The organism is Streptomyces sp. NPDC050743, assembly GCF_044456925.1.
Lineage (GTDB): Bacteria > Actinomycetota > Actinomycetes > Streptomycetales > Streptomycetaceae > Streptomyces.
This window is the reverse complement of record NZ_JBITGJ010000006.1, coordinates 202,880-228,178: the sequence shown is the minus strand read 5'-3', so window position 1 is coordinate 228,178 and position 25,299 is coordinate 202,880. Positions and strand designations below refer to the sequence as shown.

The following is a 25,299-nucleotide window of genomic DNA, read 5'->3' as shown; positions in this document are numbered from 1 at the left end:
ACCGGAGCCGACGTACCAGTCTGCCAGGACTGGGGCCATCCCCCAAAACCGGGGGTGGCTGTCGTCTATTCCCCGCGGGTAGGTGGTGGTCGCCTACGGGGGTGCGTGGCGTTCGCCGTTCGTGGGTGCGGGTGCGTGGTGGGTGCTCGCGCAGTTCCCCGCGCCCCTCAAGGGGCGCTCACCACGCCCTTCGCTTCACCGGTGGCCGTGCCCGTGGTGGCCGCCTTCGGGATCGGGCGGTCGTTCCTCAGGGCGTCCCACACCAGCTGGGCCTTCCGCTTGTCCATGAGCACGCGGTTGGGGTTCGACGGGTCGTAGTGGACCGGCATGGTGATCATGGCCATGTGCCGGGGGCCGATGCCCTTGAGGCCGTCCGCGAAGTCGATCAGGGAGTTGACCGAACCGAGGTCGGAGTCGGTGGTGACCGTCTTGGTGGCGGTGTCGGCGAGGTCGTAGAGCTTCTTCGGGTTGCTGAAGACGCCGACGTGCTTGACCTGGTTGAGCAGGGCCTTGACGAAGGCCTGCTGGAGCTGGATGCGGCCCAGGTCGGAGCCGTCGCCCACGCCGTGCCGGGTGCGGACCAGGCCGAGGGCCTGCCGGCCGTCGAGGGTGTGGGTGCCGGCCGGAAGGTTCAGGTGGCTCTGCGGGTCGTCGATGCTCTTCGCCGTGGTGACCGAAACGCCGCCGAGGTCGTCGATGAGCTTCCGGAAGCCGGCGAAGTCGACCTCCAGGTAGTGGTCCATGCGGATGCCGGTGAGGGACTCGACGGTCTTGACCGCACAGGCCGCGCCGCCGGTGGAGTAGGCCTCGTTGAACATCACGCCGTTCGCGGCCGGATGCCGGGTGCCCTTGGTGTCGGTGCAGGCCGGGCGGTCGATCAGGGTGTCCCGGGGGACGGAGACCACGGCGGCCTTCTTGTGGCCCTCGAAGACGTGGACGATCATCGCCGTGTCGGAGCGTGCGCTGCCGTCGTCGGTGCCGCCGCCGAGCTTCTTGTTGGAGCCGGAGCGGGTGTCCGAGCCGAGGACCAGGATGTTCTCGGAGCCGTTGTCGATCTTCGAGGGCCGGTCGTTGCCGAGCGCCTGGTTGATGTCGAGGCTCTTGATGTTGCCGTTGAGCTTGAAGTACACGTACCCCGCGCCCGTCCCCGCCAGCACGACCACACCGGCGGCCGTCCACGCCGCGACGCGCAGGGCCTTGCGGCGGCGGCGCTTGCCACTGCGGGGGCCGGGCTCACCCGGCGTGGGTATGACGGGCTCCGGCGTGCTCTCGGCGGACACATCGCTCCTAGGTCTCGTCGTTCGGTTACCCCCTGCTTTCAGGGTCAGGCGCGGCCGGTACCGCTCCATCGTCACTCCGTAAGGGCAGACGGAGAAACTCGGGCCAGGGTTGCACGACGCACAGTGCCCATCGCGTACGGCGATGGGCACTGTGCGTCATCGGATTTCGGGCGGTGAGCCTCGCTCACCTGTGGTTTCAGCCCCAGAGGTCGTATGCCTGGAAACCGGTGCCAACCGAGATTCTTGTGGCAAAGATCTCGCTGGTCGCCTTGCCGGTGCCCGGGTACAGGTAGAGCGTGCCGCCGGAGGTGCGGGCCAGGAAGTCGGCCTTGCCGTCACCGGTCACGTCGCCGACCGCGTCGAAGGCGTTGTAGCCGGTCCAGCCGCTGCGCACCTTGATCCGGGAGGCGAAGGCGCCCGTGCCGGACTTGCCCGTGCCCCGGTACAGGTACACGTCGTTGGTGCCGCTCTGGCGGGCGATCAGGTCGGCCTTGCCGTCGCCGTCGAAGTCGCCGTGGCCGCGCAGGGAGTTGTACTGGCCCCAGCCGGTGCCGACCTCGACGCGGGCGGAGAAGGAGCCGTCGCCCTTGCCCGGGTAGATCCACAGGATGCCGGAGGAGTCGACCGAGAGCAGGTCGGGCAGGTAGTCGCCGGTGACGTCGCCGGGGGCGACGGTGAACTTCCGGGTGGACCAGTTGCTGAAGATCTCCTTCGTGCTCCAGCTCTGGGTGGCCGGGATGTAGTGCAGCCAGAAGACCGCCCCGTCGCTGCTGCGGCGCAGCACGAAGTCCTGGTAGCCGTCCCGGTCCAGGTCCGTCTGCAGGATCGTGTTGTAGCCGGAGAAGCTGCCCCAGGAGACACGGGACGCGAACGAGGTGCCCTTGGAGTCCTTCTCGTAGCCGGTGTTCGTGGAGTGCTCGCGCACGAACAGGTCGGCCTTGTGGTCGCCGCTGAGGTTGGTGTCGTCGATGCGCGGGTAGGCGGCGCCGACGTAGGTGCTGACCTTCGTGAAGACGGCGTAGGCCCCCTTCGCGACGCAGTTCGTGACACCCCAGGAGACCACGCCCACGATCTGGTTGTTCACGATCAGCGGGCCGCCGGAGTCACCGTTGCAGGTGGTGGTGGTGCCGCTGTCGCTGCCGGTCGCGGGGTTGCCGACGCAGACCATGTGGCCCGCGACGAACACGGAGCTGCCGTAGGCGGACGTGCAGGTGCTGTCGGACTGGATCGGCAGCGTGGCCGTCTTCAGCGTCTGCGAGATGTCGTTGTTGGTGGAGCTGGTACGGCCCCAGCCGTAGACCTTGGCGCTGGTGCCGGCCTTGTACGAGGTCGTGTCGCCGGACGTCGTCATGCGGATCGGCGTCGCCTTGATCGGCGTCGGCAGGGTCAGTACGGCGATGTCGTTGTTGGCGGGCGGCTGGGTGTTCGTCGTCCCCGCGGTGTACGACGGGTGGTTCCACTGCCGCCAGACGCCGGAGACCGTGCCGCCGTGCAGGTCGGTGTTGCCGGAGGAGTCGGTGGTGGGCAGCTGGTCGGTGCCGGTGAGGATGGCGCCGTTGGCGTGCCAGTCGTAGCCCTTGACGCAGTGCGCGGCGGTGAGGATCTTCGTCGGCGCGACCACGGCACCGCCACAGAAGAAGCTGACGTCGTCGCCGGTGCTGCTGGTGCCCTTGTCGTCGTAGTACCAGAGCTGGGCCATCCATGGGGCCGAGGAGATGGTCGTGGTGGTACCGCCGATGATCATCGGGCTGACGGTGCCGGTGCCGGACGTCGTGGCCGAGGGCGACGAAGAGGATCCGGACGCCGTGCCGCCGCCCGTCGTGTCCTTGGTCTTCGAGGCCTTCTTGAAGTCCTTGTCGGTGGCGAGCGCACCCGCGACGCGGTGCGTGAGCTCGGTGAGCGACGCGGAGCTGGTGGCCGGCTTGACGGTCGGCGCGGCCGAGGCGGTGCTGGCGCCCGCGGAGGTGGTCAGCAGGGCGGCGGCGACGGCCGCGGCGACACCGGCGGCGGCGACGGGCAGGCCGATGCGTATGCGGCGTCTGTGCCGACCGGTGCGGGGCAGAGGTGTGGACAAAAGAGTCCCCCCATGAAGCGATGAGTCAGAAGAGGCGCGTGATGCGCACCCGTACCTCTCAGCGCCAAAGGGCCGCCCCCCGTCACCGATTGACGGGGGGCGGCCCTCTTTCTTACCCAGTCTCTACCTGCTAGTCGCCGTTCCCGGGCGTCGGCGTCGTCTTCTGAATCTGCATCAGGAACTCGACGTTCGACTTGGTCTGCTTCATCTTGTCCAGCAGCAGCTCGATGGCCTGCTGCTGGTCGAGTGCGTGCAGCACGCGACGCAGCTTCCAGACGATGCCCAGCTCCTCGGCCCCGAGCAGGATCTCTTCCTTACGGGTACCGGAGGCGTCCACGTCCACGGCCGGGAAGATCCGCTTGTCCGCGAGCTTGCGGTCGAGCTTCAGCTCCATGTTGCCCGTGCCCTTGAACTCCTCGAAGATCACCTCGTCCATGCGGGACCCGGTGTCCACCAGGGCGGTGGCGAGGATGGTCAGCGAACCGCCGTCCTCGATGTTCCGCGCCGCACCGAAGAACCGCTTCGGCGGGTACAGCGCGGTCGAGTCGACACCACCGGACAGGATGCGGCCGGAGGCCGGAGCCGCCAGGTTGTACGCACGGCCCAGACGCGTGATCGAGTCGAGCAGCACGACGACGTCGTGGCCCAGCTCCACCAGGCGCTTGGCGCGCTCGATGGCGAGCTCGGCGACCGTGGTGTGGTCCTCGGCCGGGCGGTCGAAGGTCGAGGAGATGACCTCGCCCTTGACCGACCGCTGCATGTCGGTGACCTCTTCCGGACGCTCGTCGACGAGGACGACCATCAGGTGGCACTCGGGGTTGTTGTGCGTGATCGCGTTGGCGATCGCCTGCATGATCATGGTCTTACCGGTCTTCGGCGGGGCCACGATCAGACCGCGCTGGCCCTTACCGATCGGCGAGACCAGGTCGATGATGCGGGTGGTGAGCACACCCGGGTCCGTCTCCAGGCGGAGCCGGTCCTGCGGGTAGAGCGGGGTCAGCTTGTTGAACTCCGGGCGGCCACGGCCGTGTTCGGGCGCCATGCCGTTGACGGAGTCGAGGCGGACCAGCGCGTTGAACTTCTCGCGGCGCTCGCCCTCCTTCGGCTGACGGACCGCACCGGTGATGTGGTCACCCTTGCGCAGGCCGTTCTTGCGGACCTGAGCGAGGGAGACGTACACGTCGTTCGGGCCCGGCAGGTAGCCGGAGGTCCGGATGAAGGCGTAGTTGTCGAGGATGTCCAGGATGCCCGCGACGGGGATCAGGACGTCGTCCTCGGCGAGCTGCGGCTCGGCGATCTCGTCGCGGCCGCGACGGCCACGGCGGTCGCGGTAACGGCCGCGACGGCCCCGGCGGCCGCCCTCGAAGTCGTCGTCGTCCTGCTGACGGTCCTGGCGGCCGCCCTGCTGCTGGCCCTGCGGCTGACGCTGCTGGCCGCCCTGCTGGTCGTCGCCCTTGCCGCGGCGGTCGCCGCGGTCACGGTCGCGGTCGCGGTCACGGCCGCGCTCACGGCGGTCGCGGCGGCCACGGCCCTCGCCGTCACCGGCGTCGCCCTGCGGCTGCTGGGCGGGCGTCTCGGCCTTGGGCTCGGCCTTGGCCTCGGCGGCGACGGTCTCGGCGCTGCTCGGGGCGGGGGTGCCGGCCTCGGCGGTGGCGCGGCGGCGACGGCGCTCGGTCGGCGCGTCGTCGCTGGCGGGCTGGCCGGGGATCTCGATCTGCTGCTGGGCCACGGCCTTCTCGGCGGGGGCCTCGGTCTTGGCCTCCGCCTTCTTCTCGGCGTCCTCGCCGGTACGGGCCTTGGAGGTGGCACGGCGCTTCGGCTTGGTCTCGGTGGCGGTCTCGGCCTTGGGGGCGGCACCCCCGGCGGCCTGCGCCTCCTTGATGACCTCGATCAGCTGGCTCTTGCGCATCCGCGCGGTGCCCCTGATGCCGAGGCCCGAGGCGACCTGCTGCAGCTCTGCCAGCACCATGCCCTCGAGGCCGGTACCGCGGCGCCGCCGGGAGCCGGCACCAGTGGCAGGCGCGGAGGCGTCCGTGGCGGGCGCGGCAGCGGTCTCCTCGACACGTGCGCCCATCAGATCGGTGGTGTCGCTCACGAAGGGTCCTTCCCTGGAGCGGACGTCGGCCTGTCTGGCTCGGCGACCGGTTGTGCTGTCCGGCTACGGTTCTGTCTTCCGTGAACCGTGCCGGGGCGGTGGTCCGCCAAAGCGGCGGAGGAAATGTGCGGTGATGGCGCTTCCGCGAGCCGTGGCACCCAGTGTCACGTGGCGTGGTAGCGCCTATTCCGGAGCGTGCCCGGCGGCCCGCTCAGTGCCCGCATACGACGTACTGCCCAGGTACGGCGCACGGAACACGGAGTGGCGTGGGAGGCTCCCGGAAGAATGTCTGTCCCGGACTGGGACACGAGGCACCTCGCCATGGTGGGGTCGGGTGCAGACTTGAGGTTAACACTACCGGATCCAACAAACATTCCCCCTCTCCAAATCCGGCAACCGTGTGTCAGGTCGCAAGCGGCAGCACGCTCGCTCCCTGGACGTCGAGGTCCAGCCGGTTCGCGGCCCAGCCCGCGCCCGCGAGGTGGGCGACCTTGTCGGCGCTGTCGGCGTCGGCCAGCGCCATGACGGTGGGTCCGGCGCCCGAGATGACAGCCGGGACGCCGTCGGCGCGCAGCCGCTCCACCAGCGCGGCGCTCTCCGGCATGGCGGGGGCGCGGTACTCCTGGTGGAGGCGGTCCTCGGTGGCGGGCAGCAGCAGCTCGGGGCGCCGGGTGAGCGCCTCGACGAGCAGGGCGGCACGGCCCGCGTTGGTAGCGGCGTCGACGTGCGGCACGGTGCGCGGCAGCAGGCCGCGCGCGGTCTCGGTCAGGACCGGCTTACCGGGCACGAAAACCACCGGAACGATGGAATCACTGGGCTCCATCCTGATCGCCCGGGCGGCGCCGGACTCCATCCAGGACAGGGTGAAGCCGCCGAGCAGACACGCGGCCACGTTGTCGGGGTGGCCCTCGATCTCGGTGGCCAACTCCAGCAGCGCCGCGTCGTCCAGGCGGGCCTCGCCGCCTATGGTCACCGCGCGGGCGGCGACGATGCCGGCGCAGATGGCGGCGGAGGAGGAGCCGAGGCCACGGCCGTGCGGGATGCGGTTGGCGCAGACGATCTCCAGGCCGCGGGGCTGTCCGCCCAGCAGGTCGAAGGCGGTGCGCAGGGAGCGGACCAGAAGGTGAGACTCGTCACGCGGAAGGGTCTCGCTGCCCTCCCCCGCGATGTCGATGTGCAGCCCGGAGTCGGCCACCCGGACGACCACGTCGTCGTAGAGCCCCAGCGCGAGGCCGAGGGCGTCGAAGCCCGGGCCGAGATTGGCGCTGGTGGCGGGAACGCGCACCCGGACGGCGGCGGCGCGGAACGCTGGACCGGCCATCGCTCGTTGACTCTCCTTGAGCTGCGTGACTGTCGAAGACATTCGATACGTACGTGGAGACCCTCCGCCCGCGCGGACGGCGCGGCGTCGCCCATGTGCACAGCCCTGTGCCGGGCATATGCGACGGGCGGGTTCAGTACAGCCTATCGAAGGAAGGTTCTGTGGCGACATAGGGCGCACAGGAGGCGCACGATGCGTGTCGTAAGCCCCCTGTGCACCCTGTCAGGGGTTTTTCCAGGATTCAGGCGAGGCCGAGGCGCTCGGCGGCGGCCGCCGCGTCGACCGGGACGGTGACCGGCTGCGGGGCGCCGGCGACGGCCCAGTCGGGGTCCTTGAGGCCGTTGCCCGTGACGGTGCACACGATGCGCTGCCCCGGGTCGACCTTGCCCTGCTCGGCGGCCTTCAGTAGACCGGCCACGGAGGCGGCGGAGGCGGGCTCCACGAAGACGCCCTCCTGCGCGGCCAACAGACGGTAGGCGCGCAGGATTTCACGGTCCGTCACCTCGTCGATGACGCCGCCCGACTCGTCGCGCGCGGCGAGGGCGTACTGCCAGGAGGCGGGGTTGCCGATGCGGATGGCGGTGGCGATGGTCGACGGGTCCTTGACCACCTCGCCGCGCACGATCGGGGCGCTGCCGGAGGCCTGGAAGCCCCACATCCGGGGGGTCCCGGAGGCGATGCCGTCGGCGGCGTACTCCTTGTAGCCCTTCCAGTAGGCGGTGATGTTGCCCGCGTTGCCCACCGGCAGGACGTGGATGTCGGGTGCGTCGCCGAGCATGTCCACGATCTCGAAGGAGGCCGTCTTCTGGCCCTCGATACGCACCGGGTTGACCGAATTGACCAGCGCCACCGGGTAGTTCTCGCTCAGCGAGCGAGCGAGGGTGAGGCAGTCGTCGAAGTTGCCGTCGACCTGGAGGATCTTCGCGCCGTGCACGAGGGCCTGGCCCATCTTGCCGAGGGCGATCTTGCCCTGCGGGACGAGCACGGCCGAGACCATGCCGGCCCGCACGGCGTAAGCGGCGGCGGAGGCCGACGTGTTGCCGGTGGAGGCGCAGATCACCGCCTTCGCCCCCGCCTCCTTGGCCTTGGAGATGGCCATGGTCATGCCGCGGTCCTTGAAGGACCCGGTGGGGTTGGCCCCCTCCACCTTCAGGTGGACCTCACAGCCCGTGCGCTCGGAGAGCACCTGCGCGGGCACGAGGGGCGTGCCGCCCTCGCGGAGCGTCACGACCGGCGTGGTGTCGGATACCGGCAGCCGGTCCCGGTACTCCTCGATGATTCCGCGCCACTGGTGGGTCATTGCTGGTTACTCTCCTTCAACCCGCATGATGCTGGCGACACCCCGCACGGTGTCGAGCTTGCGCAGCGCCTCGACGGTCCCGGTGAGGGAGGCGTCGGACGCGCGGTGGGTGACGACGACGAGGGAGGCCTCGCCGTCCTTGCCCTGCTGGCGCACCGTATCGATCGACACCCCGTGCTCCGCGAACACGGTCGCGACCTGGGCGAGAACGCCCGGTTTGTCGGCGACGTCGAGGCTGATGTGGTAGCGCGTGACGACCTCGCCCATGGGCGAGACGGTCAGGGCGGCGTACGCCGACTCACCGGGCCCCGTTGCGCCGTTGAGCCGGTTGCGGCAGACGGCGACGAGGTCGCCGAGCACGGCGGAGGCGGTCGGGGAACCGCCGGCGCCGGGGCCGTAGAACATCAGCTGACCGGCGGCATCGCTCTCCACGAAGACGGCGTTGTACGCGCCGCGCACGGAGGCGAGCGGGTGGGTCAGCGGAATCATGGCGGGATGCACGCGCGCGGTGACGGACGCCCCGTCCTTCGACCGCTCGCAGATGGCGAGCAGCTTGATGGTGCAGCCCATCTCCTTCGCCGAGCGGAAGTCGGCGGCGGTGACCTCGGTCATGCCCTCGCGGTAGACGTCGTCGAGGCGCACGCGCGTGTGGAAGGCGATCCCGGCGAGGATGGCGGCCTTGGCGGCGGCGTCGAAGCCCTCGACGTCGGCGGTCGGATCGGCTTCGGCGTACCCGAGGGCCGTGGCCTCGTCGAGCGCCTCCTGGTATCCGGCGCCGGTGGAGTCCATCTTGTCGAGGATGAAGTTGGTCGTGCCGTTGACGATCCCCATCACCCGGTTGATCTTGTCGCCGGCGAGGGACTCGCGCAGCGGGCGGATCAGCGGGATGGCGCCGGCGACGGCGGCCTCGTAGTAGAGGTCCTTGTCGTTCTCCCCCGCCGCGGCGTGCAGGGCGGCCCCGTCCTGGGCGAGCAGGGCCTTGTTGGCGGAGACGACGGAGGCGCCGTGCTCGAAGGCGGCGGTGATCAGGGTCCGCGCGGGCTCGATCCCGCCGATCACCTCGACCACCACGTCGATGTCCCCGCGTTTGACGAGGGCGGTGGCGTCGGTGGTGACGAGAGACGGGTCGATGCCCTCGCGCACCTTGCCGGGGCGCCGTACGGCCACGCCCGCGAGCTCCACGGGCGCTCCGATCCTCGCCGCGAGGTCGTCGGCGTGCGTCGTCATGATGCGCGCCACCTCTGAGCCGACAACCCCACAGCCCAGCAGCGCCACCTTCAGCGGACGCGTACGCATCATCCGACCTCGTTTCCTCATACCGTCTACGGTTGGACCAGTCTCACTCACCGGACGGGAGTTTCTACCCTTCGTCCGGATCGTGAGACATCTATTTCATTTGTACAGGGGTGGAAGACCGTAGATCTTCCGTCCCCATGAGCTGGTGTGATGCGCCGGTGTCAGCCGACGTCGAGGCGCAGGAGGTCCTCCTCCGTCTCGCGCCGGACGATCACCCGTGCCTCGCCGTCCTTCACCGCGACGACGGGCGGCCGCAGCACATGGTTGTAGTTGCTGGCCATGGACCGGCAGTAAGCGCCCGTGGCCGGTACGGCGATGAGATCCCCCGGCGCCAGGTCCGCCGGCAGGAACGCGTCCTTGACCACGATGTCCCCGCTCTCGCAGTGCTTGCCGACCACACGGGCGAGCACGGGCTCGGCGCCGGAGGTCCGGGACACCAGGGCGACGCTGTACTCGGCGTCGTACAGGGCCGTGCGGATGTTGTCGGACATGCCGCCGTCGACGGACACGTACGTCCGCAGCCCCTCCAGAGGCTTGACGGTGCCGACCTCGTAGAGCGTGAAGGCGGTCGGCCCGACGATGGCGCGCCCGGGCTCGACGGAGATGCGGGGGGTGCGCAGCCGGGCGGCCTCGCACTCGCGCGTGACGATCTCGGTGAGCGCCTTGGCGATCTCGTGGGGTTCGCGGGGGTCGTCGTCGCTGGTGTAGGCGATCCCGAGACCACCGCCGAGGTCGATCTCGGGCAGCTCGACGCCGTGCTCGTCCCGAATGTCCTTGAGCAGCCCGACGACTCGGTGCGCGGCGACCTCGAAGCCGGACATGTCGAAGATCTGCGACCCGATGTGGGAGTGGATCCCGATCAGCTCGAGCCCGTCGAGCTGCAGCGCCCGCCGCACGGCCTCCGCGGCCTGCCCCCCGGCCAGCGGAATCCCGAACTTCTGGTCCTCGTGGGCGGTGGCGATGAACTCGTGCGTGTGGGCCTCGACCCCGACGGTGATCCGAATCTGGACCTTCTGCCGCTTGCCCAGGGACTGCGCGATGTGGGCGACGCGCACGATCTCCTGGAAGGAGTCGAGCACGATCCGCCCGACCCCGGCCTCGATGGCGCGACGGATCTCGTCCGTGGACTTGTTGTTGCCGTGGAAGGCGATGCGCTCGGCCGGCATGCCGGCGGACAGGGCGGTGGCCAGCTCGCCCCCGGAGCACACGTCGAGGTTGAGCCCTTCCTCGTCGAGCCACCGCACGACGGCACGGGACAGGAACGCCTTCCCGGCGTAGAACACGTCGGCGTCGGCCCCGAAGGCGGTACGCCACGCACGCGCGCGTGCACGGAAGTCGGCCTCGTCGAGGACGTAGGCCGGGGTGCCGTGCTCTTCGGCGAGCGTCTTCACATCGACGCCGCCGACGGTGACGACCCCGTCGTCGTTGCGCCCGACGGTCTGGGCCCAGACCTTGTGGTCGAGGGCGTTGAGGTCGGCGGGCGGCGCGTAGTAGTGCCCCTCGGGCAGGACGTCGGCGTGACGGGGACCGGCGGGATGGGCGGAACGGCTCATGACGGTGACTCTCAGACTCTCTGTCTCTCTCCGGGCGTCTCTCGCGAGGGGCCTCAGAGGTGTTCGGGTGCGTCGATGCCGAGCAGGGACAGGCCGCCGGCCAGCACCGTCCCGGCGGCTTCGGCGAGCGCGAGCCGGGCGCGGTGGGCGGCCGAGGGTTTCTCCTCGCCGCAGGGCAGCACGGAGGGCAGAAAGGGCAGCACGGCATCGGCAACGGTGACGAGATGCCGGGCAAGCCGGTCCGGGGCACGGTGGGTGGCGGCCGCGGTGAGGATGCGGGGGTGGTCGGTCAGGGGGGTGAGGAGGGTGGGGATGGGGGTGCCGTTGGCGCTGTGGGTGCCGTTGGCGGTGGTGGGCGTGGCGGCGTCCGCGGAGGGGCTGGTACGCGTCGGACCGGCGTCGAGGGAGGGGCAGGCGTCGAGCGGGCCGGGTTCGGCGGTGAAGCCCAAGCGGGCGGCGTTGCGGCTGAGGGACCGGATGCGGGCGTGGGCGTACCGCACCCGGAACAGCGGATTGCTCTCCTGCTGGACCAGATGATCGGCGGTGATCCGGGGCCGGTCGTGCGGGGCGGGGTGCAGCAGGGCCCACTGGGAGGCGTCGTGGCCCAGCGGCGCGGGATCCTCCGGCGCGGGCACGGGCCGCAGATTGACGGGCTCACCGTGCTCGACGGTGGCCCGCCCGCCCTGCGTGGCGACGATCCGTACGACGGCGTCCGCGACGACCTCGGCCCGCACCTCGTACGGCACCCGCAGCGCGACGACCTGCCCGGCGAGGGCGTCACCATGACCGTACGACGCCCCACGCTCCCGGATCTCCCGGACGAGCCCGGTGACGAGGTCGGCCCGCGCGTCGAGGCTGATGTTCAGAAACCCGGGCCCGGTCACGACGACATCGCGGATGCCGTCGGCACCGACGAGCCGGGGCCGCAGAATCTCGGCGACCCGCAGCGGGGGCTGCCCGGCCGGCCGGGCGAGCTGCAGAGCGACGTTGGTGGCGAAGTCCCCGCACCCCCCGGGCCCCGGCTCGGTCACCACGACCCGCTCGGGCACGCTCACACTCAGCTCCCCGTCATCGACAGCACAACGCACCGCGTGCAGCACGGTGCGGGACAACTCGACGGGGGTCACGGGACAAGCGTAGGGGAGGAAGGGGCTGGGTAGCGGAGACGGTCCTTACTGTGGGACGGCCCTCTGACCGGCCACGGATCCGCATCCGATCCCTGACCACCTAACCACCGGACGAAATCCCACCCGGTACGCCGTCGGAGATCCCGTCGTCGATCCCGTCGTCGATCCCGTCGGAGATCCCACCGGAGTCGCCATCGGCGAGGCTCCGCAGGACCCTGCCGTTGCCCCCGCCTCCATCCGCGCCAGCATCACCGTCCCCGTCCCCGTCACCATCCCCGCCGCCGCTCCCACCGCCGCCGCGACGCCCTCCGCCTCCCTGTCCTCCCTCTCCCCCGTCACCGTCGCCCGCGCGCTCGATCAGCTGCTTGACGAGGCGTACGAGTTCGGCGGGCTCGAAGGGCTTGGCGAGGAAGGCGTCCACGCCGACGTCGAGACCGGTGTCGACCTCGTACTGCGTGCACGCGCTGATGATGGCGAGGGGCAGATGGTGCGTGCGGGGGTCGGCGCGGAGCCGGGCGGCGGTGCGCAGGCCGTCCAGCCGGGGCATGACGACATCGAGCGTCACGACATCGGGCCGCACCTGGTGCACCACATCCAGACACTCGGCACCATCGGCCGCGGTCACGACCTCCAGCCCTTCCAGCTCGAGGTTGACCCTGATCAGCTGCCGGATGACCTTGTTGTCGTCTACAACAAGCACCCGACCCGAGGCGCCTGGCACAAGTCGAGAGTAGGTCCGGACCGGCCACCGCGTCCGGGTTTTCCCCACTTCCACCCCGTACAGGGGACCCGTCCACCGCACAGAGGCCACGGGCCTGCTCCGAACAGGTACAGCCCGCCGCGCCCAGACAACCTCCCCGCCCCGGCCACACCCCGTTTCCACCCCTGCCCCACCGCGGCAGGAACGGGCCGGCTCACCGCACACAGGCCCCGTTCCCCCCGGGCAAGCGCCCCGCCCTGTTCGCCGCCGAAGAAACGGGTTCCTGATCACCCCGCCGGACCTGCTAGTCTTCTACCCGTCGCCGCGAGCAAAGAGCTCCGCAGCCGACACGCCCCCGTAGCTCAGGGGATAGAGCAACGGCCTCCGGAGCCGTGTGCGCAGGTTCGAATCCTGCCGGGGGCACTCGCCGAGGATCAGCAGAGATCAAGCGCTGACCAGGGCGGATGCCGACAGAAGAGGGCGGGAGTCAGTCTCACTGACTCCCGCCCTCTCTCGTTGTCTCTCGGTGGTCGCGACACACCTCCGACACATGCACCTCATGCGCCAAGCCCGGCAGGCCGGCCGCCAAGACTCCCTCTGGACCCCCGCCGTCCTTTTACGTTCTCCCGGGCGGGGGAGCGGCGCAAAAGAACCAGGAGCAGGCTGGGTGGTGGAGGTGAAGCGCCGTGGCACCAAACGAAGCTTCCTCGCCCGTCACGGATGCTGCCGCATTCGACGCCCTGTTCCACCGATCCCCTACCGGCTTGGTGATCCTGGATACGGAACTGCGAGTCCTGCGGATCAACATCATCAGGCCGGTTCTGCACAAACTGCCCCCTGACCAGGTCACGGGCCGACGCCTCACTGACGTATACGACCTTTCCGCGCCGGATGACGTCCTGGCGATGCTGCACGACGTGCTGGAGAGCGGCGCTCCCGCACGGAGGCGACTAGTGGGGGTACGTCCGAAGAGCTCGCCGGGGCCGGAGCACTTGTTCTCCGTCTCCGTATCCCGTCTCGAGAGCCCGCAGGGAAAGGTCCTGGGACTGCTGGCGGAGATGCTCGATGTCACCGAAAGCGAGCAGCTGGCCGCCCGCCTGCGCGTCCTCGCCTCGATGCGCGAGCACGTGGGGCAGACCCTCGACGTGGTGGCCACCTGCGAGGAACTGGTGCGGGCGGTGGTGCCGGACCTCGCCGACATCGCCGTGGTGGAAGTCGTGGACTCAGTGATCCGCGGCGAAAACCCTCCGCCGAGTCCCCTCGGACGGGAGGTGCCGCTACGCCGTGTTGCCTACGGCCACCGCGCCGGTGACGAGCACATTCAGGCGCATCCCGTGGGTGACGTGCGCGCTCTGCCGTTTTCGACGCCCTACGCCCAAACGCTCGCCGACCTCAAACCCCGCCTTGTCGCCTTGGGCTCCGATACGCCCTGGCTGGCGGCCGACCCGCCACGCAGTGAGGCAATCCGTGCGTCCGGCGCCCGCTCTCTCATCACAGTACCCCTGACGTTGCGTCGAACCGTGCTGGGTCTGCTGAGCCTGTACCGCACCCACGAGGCGCACGTGTATGACACGGACGATGTCGCCCTCGCCGTCGCAATAGGCGCTTACAGCTCCCTATGCATCGACAACGCCCGCCGCTACACCCGGGAACACACCATCGCCTTGACGATCCAGCGCCGTGTGCTACCTCCGTGCCCCGCGACGCAGATCACCGTGGAAACCGCACACCTGCACGTGCCCTCCCAGCTCGGCGGAGGCAGCGGATTCGACACCTTCGCCCTGCCCGGCGCCCGCACCGCACTGGTGGTCGGCGAAAACAAAGGACAAGGCATCCACGCGGCCACCGCGCTGGGACAGATACGAACCGCCAGCCACGCCCTGGCCGCACTCGACCTGGAGCCCGACGAACTCGTCGCACGCCTCAACGACGCCACCGTAAGCCTGGCCCAGGAACAGGCGGCTCTGCCGCCCAGCGACGCCATGCCGGTCACGGGAAGCTGCGTGTACGCGGTCTACGACCCCCTCGCCCGGACCTGCACCATCGCCCTGGCCGGCCACCCCCCACCCGTCATCGCCCATCCCGACGGCAGGACCGAAGTCCTCAACCCGCCGAGCGGACCTCCCTTGGGCACTGTCGACGGACCCCCCTTCCCCTCCGCCACGATCCCCGTCGCCGACGGCAGTGTCCTCGCCTTCTACACCGAGTCCCTCCTGGACGCCTCCCCCTCCCCGGACACCCTTCAACAGGTGCTGGCCCACCCTGACCGGCCACTGCAGGATCTGTGCGATGAGGTGCTCTACCGGCTGCGGGGAGGCACCTGCCAGGGCGACATCGTCCTCCTCCTCGCCCGCACGCACGCATTCCCCGCCGAGCAGGTCGCCGCGTGGCATCTCGGCCACCACCCCAAAGCCGTCACCACGGCGCGCAGCCACGCCTTGCACCAGCTCACCCTGTGGGGAGTGGATGACGAAACCGCCTACGCCACCCAGATGATCGTCAGCGAACTGGTCACCAACGGCATCCGCTACGGCGCCCCGCCCCTGCGACTGCGGCTCATCAAGGACCGCACACTCACCTGCGAGGTCCACGACGGCAATGCCGTCGCGCCGCGGCTGCGCCACGCCAAGACCATCGACGAAGGCGGGCGTGGTCTGTTCATCATCGCCCAACTCGCCCAGAATTGGGGCGTCCGCTACTCCCCCGACGGCAAGACCGTCTGGGCCGAGCTGGCTCTATAACCCAATGGACCAGCGCGTGAGGTTGAGGCAGGTCGAGCGCGGCAGGACAGAAGTCCAACGGGTCTCTTGCTCCGATGGGTTGAGACTTCGAAAACCTCCCTCAACGGCGCCAGAGCCGTGTGCGCAGGTTCGAATCCTGCCTGGAGTGCCCAGACCTGGGAACGCTGCTGTCGCCGGTCTTGGTGGCCCGTTCATGTGCTTGTGCCTGGGGCGGAAAGGTGCAGTGACTCGACAAGGGCCGGTCTCTCAGCCGCCGACGAGGGCGACGAGCTTGATGAAGATCAGGTCGGGATCGACGGTGAGGTCCACGATCTCGTCAAGGTCCTCGACCTGGCGATCGCCGGCCAGCACGAAGAACCCGTTGGCCAGGAAGGCGCGCTCGGCGATCTCGGCCTGGCGCTCCCAGTCGATGCGGCGGGGTTCGCGGAGTCGGTAGCCGTTCAGCTCCGTCTCGGCGTCGTCGGGGCGGACGAGCCCGTTGAAGCGGTTGCTCGGGCGGGCGTTGTGCCGGGCGACCTCCTCGCTGACCCGGAGCCTGATCAGCTCCCGTACGGTCATCCGTTCCGGCACGCCGGTGACCTCCCACTCGGTGAGCGGCTTGCCCGTCGCGGTCTCGTCCCGGAACGTCACGGTTGCCATCAGACACCTCGCTTGATCTGCATGAGGATGGACTCGTCGGTGATCTCGGTGTCGGCCGCGAGCAGGAATGCCTTGCTGAGGATCAGGGAGAGCCGGGCGTCCTCGAACGGCAGGAACACCTTGCCCTCTCCCGAGCGCCGTGACGGAACGATGCACAGGTAGCTGTCGTCCGGTTCCATCAGGATGTTGGCCGAGCCCAGGTGGATCTTGTACGTGCGCAGCTCGCCGCGGACGATGAGGAAGCGGCCTTCGAGCGTGCACCGGTCGGCGATCTTCAGGCGCGGCAGGATACGCCCCAGCACATCGCGGCGCGCCTCGGCGCTCTCCGTCAGCTCGGCGAACCCTGCCCGTTCCCAGTAGGTGCGCTGAGGGCCGCCGTCGGTCCAGTCGGGATCAGCGGCGATCGAGGTCACGCCGACGAAGAGGTCCACGTCGCGCATCGCCTCACTGAACACCAGCGGGGGCGCGTCGGCGAGCGGTGCCTCGCGCCAGGCGTCCTGCACCCGGCGGTCGAATCGCACCTGGTCGGTCGAGGCCAGTTCGTCCTCGCCCGCCCAGTCGGCCCAGTTGTGGATGAAGCGGACCCGCCATCCCCCGGCCGCCAGGGTGCGCTCGGCTGCGTCGCAGTCCCCGCCGTCCCAGGGGCCGAGCAGGCGGCTCTTCCATCCCCGGGCCCGGAACAGGGCGAACATCGTGCGGTAGTGAACGAGGTGGGCGGCGAAGCGGTTGGAGTAGACGCGGGTGTGCTCCTCGGCCGGGGTGAGGAGGTAGATCTCGCGGAACGCCTGTTTGAAGGGTTGCCGTATGCACCGCTCGGTGAGCAGGTCCCGCCAGGCCCGCACGGCGTCCGGCTCGGAGCGGAGCGGGTGCCAGAGTCGTACGGAGGCGTCGTCGGGCGCGTCGGGAAGGTGCTCGTCCGTCTCGGGCAGTACGGCCCGCCACTCACCCGGTGCGACCTCGATCTCCCAGATCAGCCGGCGTACGAGGGTGCGGGCGAGGGGGTGGCCGGCCAGGTCGGTGCGCCACCAGCCGTACGGGTGAACGGTGTCGGCGGTGTAGCCGCCTTCCAAGGCGCGGATCAAGGTGGCGAGTTGGGCGTTGACTCGCTTCACCAGCTCGCGAAGTTCCTTGACCAGGGCAGCGTGGTCGCGGCGGACCGGCGCGGGGACGCTGCGCAGCGGACGGCCGTCCTTCTCCCAGGACAGCGTCGCCGTCTCGGTGACCGTGACGACGGCCTGGTAGTCGCCGGCCGTCCGGCGCAGGACGCTGCCCGCGGCGGAGCCACCGATGGGTGCGGTGTCGAACCCCAGCCGCGGGAGCCGTAGCGCCACGTCGGTGCGTTCGGCCAGGGCCGCGTCGACCTTCTTGAGCATCTTGTCGAGTTGCTTGGGCACCCCGGCGTGCCGGACGGTCCGGCGCACGGTGCGGATCGCGGTCACCAACTCGGGCGTCGGGAAGTCCTGCGCGGCGCGGACCACCTCGTACAGCAAGGCCTGCGACGGAAGCGTCTTGGCCGACGTCGGGGCGAGAGCGATGCCGGGCAGCAGCCGCTCGAACAGCTCGGGCAGCCAGGGCTCGTCGCGGACCAGCGCCACCCGCAGGGCCCGTCCGAGCGTGGTGATCTCCCGGTCCGTGAACGCCTTGTCCGCCCGGTAGGGGATCTCGCCCACCCGGATGGACTCGGTGCGGTCGGCCGCCGCTTCCAGCGCACGGCGGGCGAACGCCGCATAGGCAGGGTTGTCCGCCGACCGGCGCCATACGTACGCGGGCGGTGAGTCGAGCCTGTGGTACCGGTCGAACTCGGACAGCAGCGCCTGTTCAGCCGGGGCGAGGCCGGCGATGGCGGCGATCTCGTCCGCGACGATGGGGCCCGCGTCACGAGAGAGACGCTCCACGGCCGCGCGCAGTGGTCCGTCGCCGGCGAGCCGTGCGATCGCGAGGAGCGCGTACGGCTGACGTACCGTGTCCTTCTCCACCCACAGCTCGACCAGGGCACGGGCAGGTGCGGAGACGTCGGGCAGCGGCCCGGTGCAGTGCTCCAGCGCGTCCAGACCCGGGGTGAGGTCCGCCCACCCGCGCACCTCGTACCATTCGGCGAGTGCTTGGAACATCCGGCGGCACGCGTCGGGTGTGTAACGCGGCTGCCGTTCCCTGGCCGCGTCCTCGACCGCGAAGCGGACCCTCGTCATCGCGTGCGTGGCCGAGGCTTCCACCCGGTGGGCCGCCACGAGCAGGCTGCCGAGTTCCTCGTCGGAGACCTGCGACAGATCCGGGTGGCTGTCCTCGTCGTCGAGTGTGAAGTCCGGGTCGGTCAGCGCGCGCATCAGCCGGGCTGCGAGGTCCATCAGGCCCCCCTCTTGATCTGGCGGAGGATCGTCCTGTCGGTGATCTCGGTGTCGGCCGCAAGCAGGAACGCCTTGCTGAGGATCAGGGACAGCCGCTCGTCCTCGAACGGCAGGAAGACCTTGCCGTCGCCCTTGCCTCGTGACGGGACGATGCACAGGTAGGCGTCGTCCGGTTCCATCAGGATGTTGGCGGAGCCCAGGTGGATCTTGTACGTGCCCAGGTCCCCGCGGACCAGCAGGAAGCGGCCTTCGAGCGAGCACCGGGCGGCGATCTTCAGGCGCGGCAGGATCCGTTCCAGCGCCTCGCGGCGGACCTCGGCGCTCGCCGTCAGCGCGCCGAACGTGGCCGTCCGCCAGTAGCCGGCGTAGCGGTCCTCGCCCCGGTCGCTCCAGTCGGGGTCGGCGGCGATCGAGGTCACGCCCACGAACAGGTCGACGTCGCGCATCGCCTCGCTGAACACCAGCGGGGGCACCTCCGCCAGCGGAACCTCCCGCCAGCGCCGGCCGTCCCGCCGCTCGAAGCGGACCTGGTCCGTCGCGGCGTGCTCGGGCGCGTAGCCGCCGCCGTCGTCGGCTGCGGGCTCGTGGTGGAAGCAGGCCCGCCACTGGCCGTCGCCGAACTCGGCCCGCGCCTGCCCGTCGTAGCCGCCGTCGTAGCGGCCGAGGAAGTTGGCCTGCCAGCCGCGTTCCTTGAACAGCGCGTAGAGCTGCCGGTAGTGGACAATGTGGGCGGCGAACCGGTTGGAGTAGACGCCGGTCTCCTCCTCCGCCGGGGTGAGCAGGTAGATCTCCCGGAAGGCCTGTTTGAACGGCTGCCGCAGCCGCTCGGCGACGAGCCGCTCCCGCCACGCCCTGATGTCGTGCGCCTGCGCCCGGATCGGATGCCACAACCGGACGCGCTCGGGCTCGCCGGGCGGCCCGGCCGTCGGTGCCACCGCACGCCACTCGCCGTCCGCATCCCCGACGTTCCGGAACTCCCAGATCAGGCCGCGGACGAGAACTCCGGTGACCGGATGGTCGCGGTAGTAGCGGCACCACTCGTCGTACGGCCACTCGCGCCCGGCCGACATCAACGCCTCGACGCGGGCCCGCTCCCCCGACAGCGTCCCCCGCACCGCCTTGGCCATATCCTTCAACTCCCCCAGCTCTTCCGGGAAGCCCTCCTTCACAGCCGCCGGAGCCGTACGGGACGTCCCCCCGTCGGGACGCGTGAAGGTGAGCCGCACAGTCGCCGCGTCCTCGATCGCCACCCGTACCCGGTATCCGCCGAGCTCCCGTTCCAGCGAACCGTCCGGCGCCAGGCCGTGGTCCGGGACACTGCGCTCGATGAGCTGCTCCGCCGTGATGCCCTGCTTCCCGGCCGCCGTCACCAGCGCGGTGTCGAGCTGCTTGCGCAGCGCCCGGTGCTTGATCCGGGACTGCAGCCGCCACAGGGCCTCCAGGGAGGCCGGATCGCCGGTCTCGGCCAGCGCGTTGATCGCCGCGCCCGCGAGCTTGGGATCCTCGATCACGCCGGTTCCGGCCGCGCCGGTCCGCAGAGCGAGCGCGCCGAGGTGCCGCACCGCGGCCGGGCCGCCAGTCAGCGCGGCCGCCCAGACGACACCGCGCGCCAGGTCGCCGTCGTTCTGGTGGACGACGTAGTGGTAGTGGTAACCACCGCCGATCCAGCCGGTGTGCGCACCGCTTCCCCTGCTGCACAGCGGCTCGCCCTCGGCCAGCGCCCGCAGGACGTCGGCCAAGACCTCCTGCGCCGACGCCGCCTCCGCCAGTTCCAGGCACGTCCGCCGCCATCTCTGCGCGGGACGCGGGCCCGACAGGCTCGCCACGTGCCGCAGAAGGTCCGCCAGTCGGGGTGTCGGCGACGTCTTCGCACGGTCGTTCAGCGGGGCGGCCCAAGGAGCGTAAGCGGGGATCAGTCCGTCGGGTATAGACGCCTCCTCCACGCTCGCGAGCAGTGCGCGCAGGCGCTTGGCGAGCTGTCCGCGCCGGCGTGCCGCCACATCGGTGTCCATGAGCTCCGCGTGCGCGTGCCGCAGCCAGGGCATGACCGCACGGCGGCCGTCGGCGTCGAGCTGCTCGGCGGCCTTCAGCACCAGCCCGAGCGCATCGGCGAACCAGAAACCCATGTCGTACTCGGTGGCCCGGAGCAGCATCACCGCGACCTCGTCGGGCGTCCAGCCGCGCAACCGCGAGACCAGGGACGCGATCTCGGTCTCATACTGCCAAAAGGTCGTGTGGTCGAAGCAGGCTGCCAGCATCAGGCACAGGGCCGCCGCCCTCCCCTCCTCCTCCGAGCAGGCCGCAAGCCGCCCGTCGAGCTCGGCCTGGGTCGCTGCGCGTGTCGCCTGAATCCGCTCGAATGTGTCCGTTCCCCCCAGCGCCGCTGAGGCGTCCCACCGGGGCTCCGTCCGCTGACGTTCCAGAAGCTCGACGAGCCAGCGGGCGCGGCAGAGCGCGGCAGACCTCACGTCGTCGAGCGAGTCGTTCCTACGGGATTCGGCCACCAGGGCTTCGTACAGCATGGCCGGATGATGACAGGGGGGACTGACAACGCGATCAATCCGCAGCTTGCTCGGGCCTGTTGAACCACGAGGTCCGGCTGCTGTCGTCGCCCGGTTCGACACCCGCAACGGCGACGACTACCAGAGCAACCGGATCCGGCGGTGGATGGCGGCCGGGCCGATCGATGAACCCGTACCCATGTCGGTGCCCTCCGCGCGGGCGCACACGCTCGGCGGCGCACGCGTCCGAACCCGCGCCTGAGGGGTGGGTCTGGTGGAGGTGCCTATCGGCACTGGGCATCCTGAGCCACGTACCCCGTGCCTCACCGTCTCGCCACTACTGCCAGGCACGGACCAGATCTTCAGGCCCCCAGTGGGCGGCCAGCGGCAGACTGTCGACGACACCGCTGCGGGACACCGCGACCAGCGGGGTGTCCAGCCCGGCACCGGGCACCGCGAGTACGTCCCGAGCCAGGGCGTCGTATTCGCGCCGGCCGAACGGTTGGGACTCCAGCCACTTGATGGAGCCGACAAAGTGCACCGCGCCCGCCACGGGTTCACGGTCGGTGCCAACCAGGTCGATCTCGGGATTGTTCTGCCGGTTCCACCAGCCGCCGACAGCCTCTGTCTCCGGCCATCGCTCGTCGGGCAGCAGCCGCTGCAGCGACTCGCGAATGAGCGGCTCGACCGCACGCCCGCGCCAGGTGGTCCAGGACCGCTCGATGCGCTCCAGGGCCAGATCGCCCCGGCCGCGCTCGATGAGCGGGATCCCCCGCTGCAGGAAGGCCAGCCAGAACCGGAGATACGGATCGGCGATGCGGTAGCGCTTGTTCTTGGTGTCGGCCTTCGCGGACAGTGGCAGGTCGGCCGCCAGAACCCGCTTGGCCTGCAGGGTGTTCAGCAGCGGGGACAGCGTGCCCGATGGCAGGGCACCTGTTCCCCCGGCCTGTGCCGCGATGGTGGAGAAGGTCCGCTCGCCGTTGCCCACCGCCTCCAGCACCGCCCGCGAGTGCGACGCCTCGGGGAACTCCCCCAGCAGCGACAGCTCGCCCGCGACCAGCAGCGGAGACAACGGATTCGCCACCGCCTCGCGCAGGAAGTCCGCCCGGCCCGCCCCTGGCCGCCACGACTGAACGATTTCCGGAAAGCCTCCCGTGATCAGCAGCGCGTCCACCGCGTCCGCCGCATCCAGCCCGGTCATGGCCTGCACATCGCCCAGGTGCAGCGGCTGTACGGTCATCTTCGCCGCCCGCCCGAAGAACGGGCGGCCATACGACTGCAGCGCTTCCATCACCGACATGTCGCTGCCGACCAGGATGAGCAGGACCGGCTTGGCGGACAGGTGACGGTCCCAGACGGTCTGCAGAGCCCCCTCGAACTCCGCGTCCTGCTCAACCAGCCACGGCACCTCGTCGATCACCGCGATGCTCGGGGCGTCGTCCGGAACCGCGACGGCCAGTGAGCGCAGCGCCTGATTCCAATCCGCGGCCTGCAGCCCGGCCACCAGCTCCGCCCCCGCCAGGGCGGACTGGGCGATCGCCCCAGTGAAGTCCGCCCGCTCGGCCACAGCGTTGCGGCCGCGGGTCGCCTGGAAGACCACGTACGGAACCCGGGACCGGTCGCAGAACTCCTGGACCAGGCGAGACTTCCCCACCCGGCGCCGCCCGGTCATGATCACGGCCCGTCCACGGGTAGCGCCTACGCCCTCGATCACCAGGCCCAGCTGTCGAGCCAGCAGATCCAGGTCAGCCACCCTCCCTTTGAATTCCACAGGCGACCCCCTCGCGAGCAAAACGCAGTTTCGATATTACGTAGATTGAATCTTACTTAGATGTTAGCTCGCTTCCCACGTCAGCGCCAACCCGTCGGCAGCATGGACGAGCGCGCCACACCATTTCGGGCTTGGGTAGATGACCGACATCGTCCAACCAGAGAATCCCGCAGGTCACAGCCGGTCCGGCACGAACGGGCTCTGCTCGCGGCTCCCGCTGGGACCCGAACCTACGGTCAATCGCCGCCGGCCCATCGATTCAGCCGGACAACCGTCTTGATCACCAGCCGCCCGCCCCCGACCAGCGGCCCTTCCTCTGCACATGCTCCGAGTGCCTCGTCAGAGGCACTCGCCGAGGATCAGCAGAGATCACGCGCTGACCAGGGCGGATGCCGGCAGCCGACTCGATCCGGTTTGGTGCCGGCAGGTGCCGCACAGGTGGCTTTGTCCAGCGTGGCGTGGGTGCAGGGTGCGAGCTGCGTCTACCGCCTCTCAGCAACGTGGCAGCGCGTTCACGCCGGATCGGAACTTGCGGACTCCGCGGGGTCGGACCAGACGTCGGTCGGTACGACGCCGGTGGATCGTCCGTGAGGGTCGAGTAGGTGGCCGAGATGTTTGTCGGTCCGCAAGGTGATCATTCGCTCGGCGATGTTGATACCGGGGTGGGCGGTGGCGATCTGGGTTTCGAAGCGGGAGCACGTCCTCGGCGGAACGGAGATAGGCCTGCAGCACGAGGTTGTGGGGGCCGGTGATGGCGAGGCAGGCGCGGACGTCGGACAGCCGGACCAGGGCATGGCCGACGTCCGGCAGGTCGGCGGGTGGGACTGTGACCCAGAAGGTGACGGCGACGGGCCAGCCGCCCAGTGGGCGGGCGAAGTCGCAGCGGAAGCGCAGCGTGCCGGTCCGGGCGAGCTGGTCGAGGCGGCGCTTGACGGTGGAGGCGCTGGTACCCATGGCGTCGGCAAGGGCCTGGTGGGACGCCCGGCCGTCGGGAGCGAGCCGAGCCATCAGCGCGCGGTCGAACGTGGTCACCTGGCGAGTTGGCGGCACGGTGGTGGAACCGGCCGGTGCGGTGAGCTGCGCTCGTTGGGCTCGAGCAAGTGCACCGATCCGCCAGCGGCCGCCTTCGGTGAAGACGTGGGTGATGATCCGGGCTCGTACGACGGAGACGCCCGGCACCGTCGGCAGGACGTCGAGGGTGTAGGGGGACATCGCGGCCAGGTCGGTGGTGGCCACGGTCGCGAGCAGCTGGTGCGCTCCGGCGGCCCGCTCCAGGTTGACCACGTGCGGGTGGCCGCTGAGCACACGGGAGACCGCGGCGGCGTTCGCGGCGGCGCAGTCGATGTCCACGAAGGCGGCGCAGAGCTGCTCGGCCATCCGAGGGCCCGGCGAGAAGCCGACCCAGGCCTCGCCGCGTTCTGCCAGGCGGCCCCACCACCGCGCGACGGTGACCGGGTCCACGCCGAGAACGCGGCCGAGCTCGGTCCACGAGGCTCGCGGCTGCAACTGCATCGCATGGATGAGCGCCAGCTCGTCGTCGCTCAGCAGCCTGGCGTCATCCTGCATCCTCAGGCCCCATGTGCGGATTTCCTGCATTTGCGCGGCCTTCAGCATCCTGCCTTGCACACGTGTCGTCACCGCTTTGAGCGGTAACGAATCAGGGTTCCAGGCCTGGCCCCTCGTGCCTGGCTCCGCCGCCAGGCGAGCGTGCCCTACCGATTATCCGCCGCTCCCCCGATGCGAAGGAATCAAGACGTGATGTCACTCGTGCCGCCCAAGCCCAAGGCCGAGGCGGCCCGAGCCTCCGGCGCCGCCGCCGTACACCGCACACGCGTCGCCGTGTGACCGCCCTGGCGGCAGCCGCGCCGCGGTGCGCCCCGGCCCGGCCCGCCATCCGATCGGCCCCCACCCCCCATCACCACACACAACTCTCCACCTTGAGAAGGGCCAGCCCCCCATGAGCACGAACACCCGGACATCCCGCACGCCCCTCGCCGACACCCACCGCTCCTCGCTGCTGAGGCTGTACCTGGGCCGCGGCATCCTGGCCGTGGCATGGGCCGCGGCGTTCTCCGCCAACCACGACTCCCTCGACGCCGCAGCGATCACGCTGCTGGTCGTCTACCCGCTGATCGACGCGGTGTCGTCGTTCATCGACTTCCGTGCCCTTGCGGACGGATCGCAACGTCGCCTTACGCTGTTCAACGGGGTGCTCAGCACCCTCGTCGCCCTCGGGCTCGGCGCGGCAGGGGCCAATGGAGCACAGGCGGTGCTGCACGTGTTCGGCGCCTGGGCCGTCGTCTCCGGCGTGGCCCAGATACTGGTCGGCCTCCGGCGGCGCAGCCCCGAACTCGGCAAGCAGTGGCCGATGCTGCTCGCGGGCGGCCTGTCCATCCTCGCGGGGATCGGCCACAACTCCCAGGCCCTCGCCGACCAGCCCAAGCTCGGCATTCTCGTCCTGTACACCACGGCCGGCGGCGTGTTCTTCATCCTCCAGGCCGGCCTGCTGGCACGGCGAGCCCGCCAAGTACGAACCCGAACCGCATGAAGAGAGTC

Annotated in this window: 15 protein-coding genes, 1 tRNA gene and 1 pseudogene; 3 read left to right on the top strand and 14 right to left on the bottom strand. The window is 70.2% G+C overall.

What is annotated here, in order from left to right:
- Positions 1-167 precede the first annotated feature (167 nt).
- From ACIBJF_RS10045 to ACIBJF_RS10005, 9 genes and pseudogenes are all read right to left on the bottom strand, one after another.
- Positions 168-1,280: an LCP family protein gene (locus ACIBJF_RS10045; protein ID WP_399173206.1), complete on the bottom strand. Its 1,113-nt coding sequence runs from the start codon at positions 1,278-1,280 to the stop codon at positions 168-170.
- Between the two features lie 196 nt (positions 1,281-1,476).
- On the bottom strand, positions 1,477-3,354 hold the full coding sequence (locus ACIBJF_RS10040; RefSeq protein WP_399173205.1) for a trypsin-like serine protease: 1,878 nt from the start codon (positions 3,352-3,354) through the stop codon (positions 1,477-1,479).
- A 130-nt stretch (positions 3,355-3,484) separates the two neighbouring features.
- A complete protein-coding gene (gene rho, locus ACIBJF_RS10035; RefSeq protein WP_399173204.1) occupies positions 3,485-5,449 on the bottom strand; it encodes a transcription termination factor Rho in 1,965 nt (654 codons plus the stop codon).
- A gap of 403 nt (positions 5,450-5,852) precedes the next feature.
- The gene (gene thrB, locus ACIBJF_RS10030; RefSeq protein WP_356310229.1) at positions 5,853-6,770 is read right to left on the bottom strand and encodes a homoserine kinase; all 918 of its coding nucleotides are present in this window, start codon (positions 6,768-6,770) and stop codon (positions 5,853-5,855) included.
- 241 nt (positions 6,771-7,011) lie between these two features.
- Positions 7,012-8,070: a threonine synthase gene (thrC, locus tag ACIBJF_RS10025; protein ID WP_351799901.1), complete on the bottom strand. Its 1,059-nt coding sequence runs from the start codon at positions 8,068-8,070 to the stop codon at positions 7,012-7,014.
- Between the two features lie 6 nt (positions 8,071-8,076).
- The gene (locus tag ACIBJF_RS10020; RefSeq protein ID WP_399173203.1) at positions 8,077-9,369 is read right to left on the bottom strand and encodes a homoserine dehydrogenase; all 1,293 of its coding nucleotides are present in this window, start codon (positions 9,367-9,369) and stop codon (positions 8,077-8,079) included.
- Between the two features lie 158 nt (positions 9,370-9,527).
- Positions 9,528-10,919, bottom strand: coding sequence for a diaminopimelate decarboxylase (gene lysA, locus ACIBJF_RS10015; protein WP_399173202.1), 1,392 nt, complete (start codon positions 10,917-10,919; stop codon positions 9,528-9,530).
- 53 nt (positions 10,920-10,972) lie between these two features.
- Positions 10,973-12,046, bottom strand: a complete 1,074-nt coding sequence (nrtL, locus tag ACIBJF_RS10010; protein ID WP_399173201.1) for an ArgS-related anticodon-binding protein NrtL — start codon at positions 12,044-12,046, stop codon at positions 10,973-10,975.
- 274 nt (positions 12,047-12,320) lie between these two features.
- Positions 12,321-12,815 (bottom strand): annotated as a pseudogene (locus ACIBJF_RS10005) (response regulator); the annotation flags it as partial.
- A 282-nt stretch (positions 12,816-13,097) separates the two neighbouring features.
- On the opposite strand from ACIBJF_RS10005, the gene ACIBJF_RS10000 reads away from it, so the two are divergent.
- Positions 13,098-13,169, top strand: a tRNA-Arg gene (locus tag ACIBJF_RS10000).
- 263 nt (positions 13,170-13,432) lie between these two features.
- Positions 13,433-15,487, top strand: a complete 2,055-nt coding sequence (locus tag ACIBJF_RS09995; protein ID WP_399173200.1) for a SpoIIE family protein phosphatase — start codon at positions 13,433-13,435, stop codon at positions 15,485-15,487.
- 246 nt (positions 15,488-15,733) lie between these two features.
- On the opposite strand, the gene ACIBJF_RS09990 is transcribed toward ACIBJF_RS09995, so the two are convergent.
- From ACIBJF_RS09990 to ACIBJF_RS09970, 5 genes are all read right to left on the bottom strand, one after another.
- Positions 15,734-16,126: a hypothetical protein gene (locus ACIBJF_RS09990; protein WP_399173199.1), complete on the bottom strand. Its 393-nt coding sequence runs from the start codon at positions 16,124-16,126 to the stop codon at positions 15,734-15,736.
- On the bottom strand, positions 16,126-18,471 hold the full coding sequence (locus ACIBJF_RS09985; protein ID WP_399173198.1) for a DUF4132 domain-containing protein: 2,346 nt from the start codon (positions 18,469-18,471) through the stop codon (positions 16,126-16,128). Before ACIBJF_RS09985 ends, ACIBJF_RS09990 begins: the two co-directional genes overlap by 1 nt.
- The gene (locus tag ACIBJF_RS09980) at positions 18,471-20,993 is read right to left on the bottom strand and encodes a DUF4132 domain-containing protein (protein ID WP_399173197.1); all 2,523 of its coding nucleotides are present in this window, start codon (positions 20,991-20,993) and stop codon (positions 18,471-18,473) included. The genes ACIBJF_RS09985 and ACIBJF_RS09980 overlap by 1 nt, the downstream gene beginning before the upstream one ends.
- Before the next feature lie 316 nt (positions 20,994-21,309).
- A complete protein-coding gene (locus ACIBJF_RS09975; protein ID WP_399173196.1) occupies positions 21,310-22,743 on the bottom strand; it encodes an ATP-binding protein in 1,434 nt (477 codons plus the stop codon).
- A 492-nt stretch (positions 22,744-23,235) separates the two neighbouring features.
- Positions 23,236-24,309: an Lrp/AsnC family transcriptional regulator gene (locus tag ACIBJF_RS09970; RefSeq protein ID WP_399173195.1), complete on the bottom strand. Its 1,074-nt coding sequence runs from the start codon at positions 24,307-24,309 to the stop codon at positions 23,236-23,238.
- A gap of 391 nt (positions 24,310-24,700) precedes the next feature.
- Here ACIBJF_RS09970 and ACIBJF_RS09965 point away from each other — a divergent pair, with 391 nt between their 5' ends.
- Positions 24,701-25,291 (top strand): DUF308 domain-containing protein, encoded by a 591-nt coding sequence (locus ACIBJF_RS09965; protein WP_399173194.1) that lies wholly within the window; start codon positions 24,701-24,703, stop codon positions 25,289-25,291.
- The last annotated feature ends 8 nt before the right edge of the window (positions 25,292-25,299 follow it).

Bases quoted from the DNA above. Each gene is read 5' to 3' on its own strand.
- ACIBJF_RS10020 (WP_399173203.1), bottom strand. From the start codon at position 9,369: ATGATGCGTACGCGTCCGCTGAAGGTGGCGCTGCTGGGCTGTGGGGTT.
- thrC (WP_351799901.1), bottom strand. From the start codon at position 8,070: ATGACCCACCAGTGGCGCGGAATCATCGAGGAGTACCGGGACCGGCTG.
- ACIBJF_RS09970 (WP_399173195.1), bottom strand. From the start codon at position 24,309: ATGCAGGATGACGCCAGGCTGCTGAGCGACGACGAGCTGGCGCTCATC.
- ACIBJF_RS09965 (WP_399173194.1), top strand. From the start codon at position 24,701: ATGAGCACGAACACCCGGACATCCCGCACGCCCCTCGCCGACACCCAC.
- lysA (WP_399173202.1), bottom strand. From the start codon at position 10,919: ATGAGCCGTTCCGCCCATCCCGCCGGTCCCCGTCACGCCGACGTCCTG.
- ACIBJF_RS09980 (WP_399173197.1), bottom strand. From the start codon at position 20,993: ATGCTGTACGAAGCCCTGGTGGCCGAATCCCGTAGGAACGACTCGCTC.
- ACIBJF_RS09985 (WP_399173198.1), bottom strand. From the start codon at position 18,471: ATGGACCTCGCAGCCCGGCTGATGCGCGCGCTGACCGACCCGGACTTC.
- thrB (WP_356310229.1), bottom strand. From the start codon at position 6,770: ATGGCCGGTCCAGCGTTCCGCGCCGCCGCCGTCCGGGTGCGCGTTCCC.
- ACIBJF_RS09990 (WP_399173199.1), bottom strand. From the start codon at position 16,126: ATGGCAACCGTGACGTTCCGGGACGAGACCGCGACGGGCAAGCCGCTC.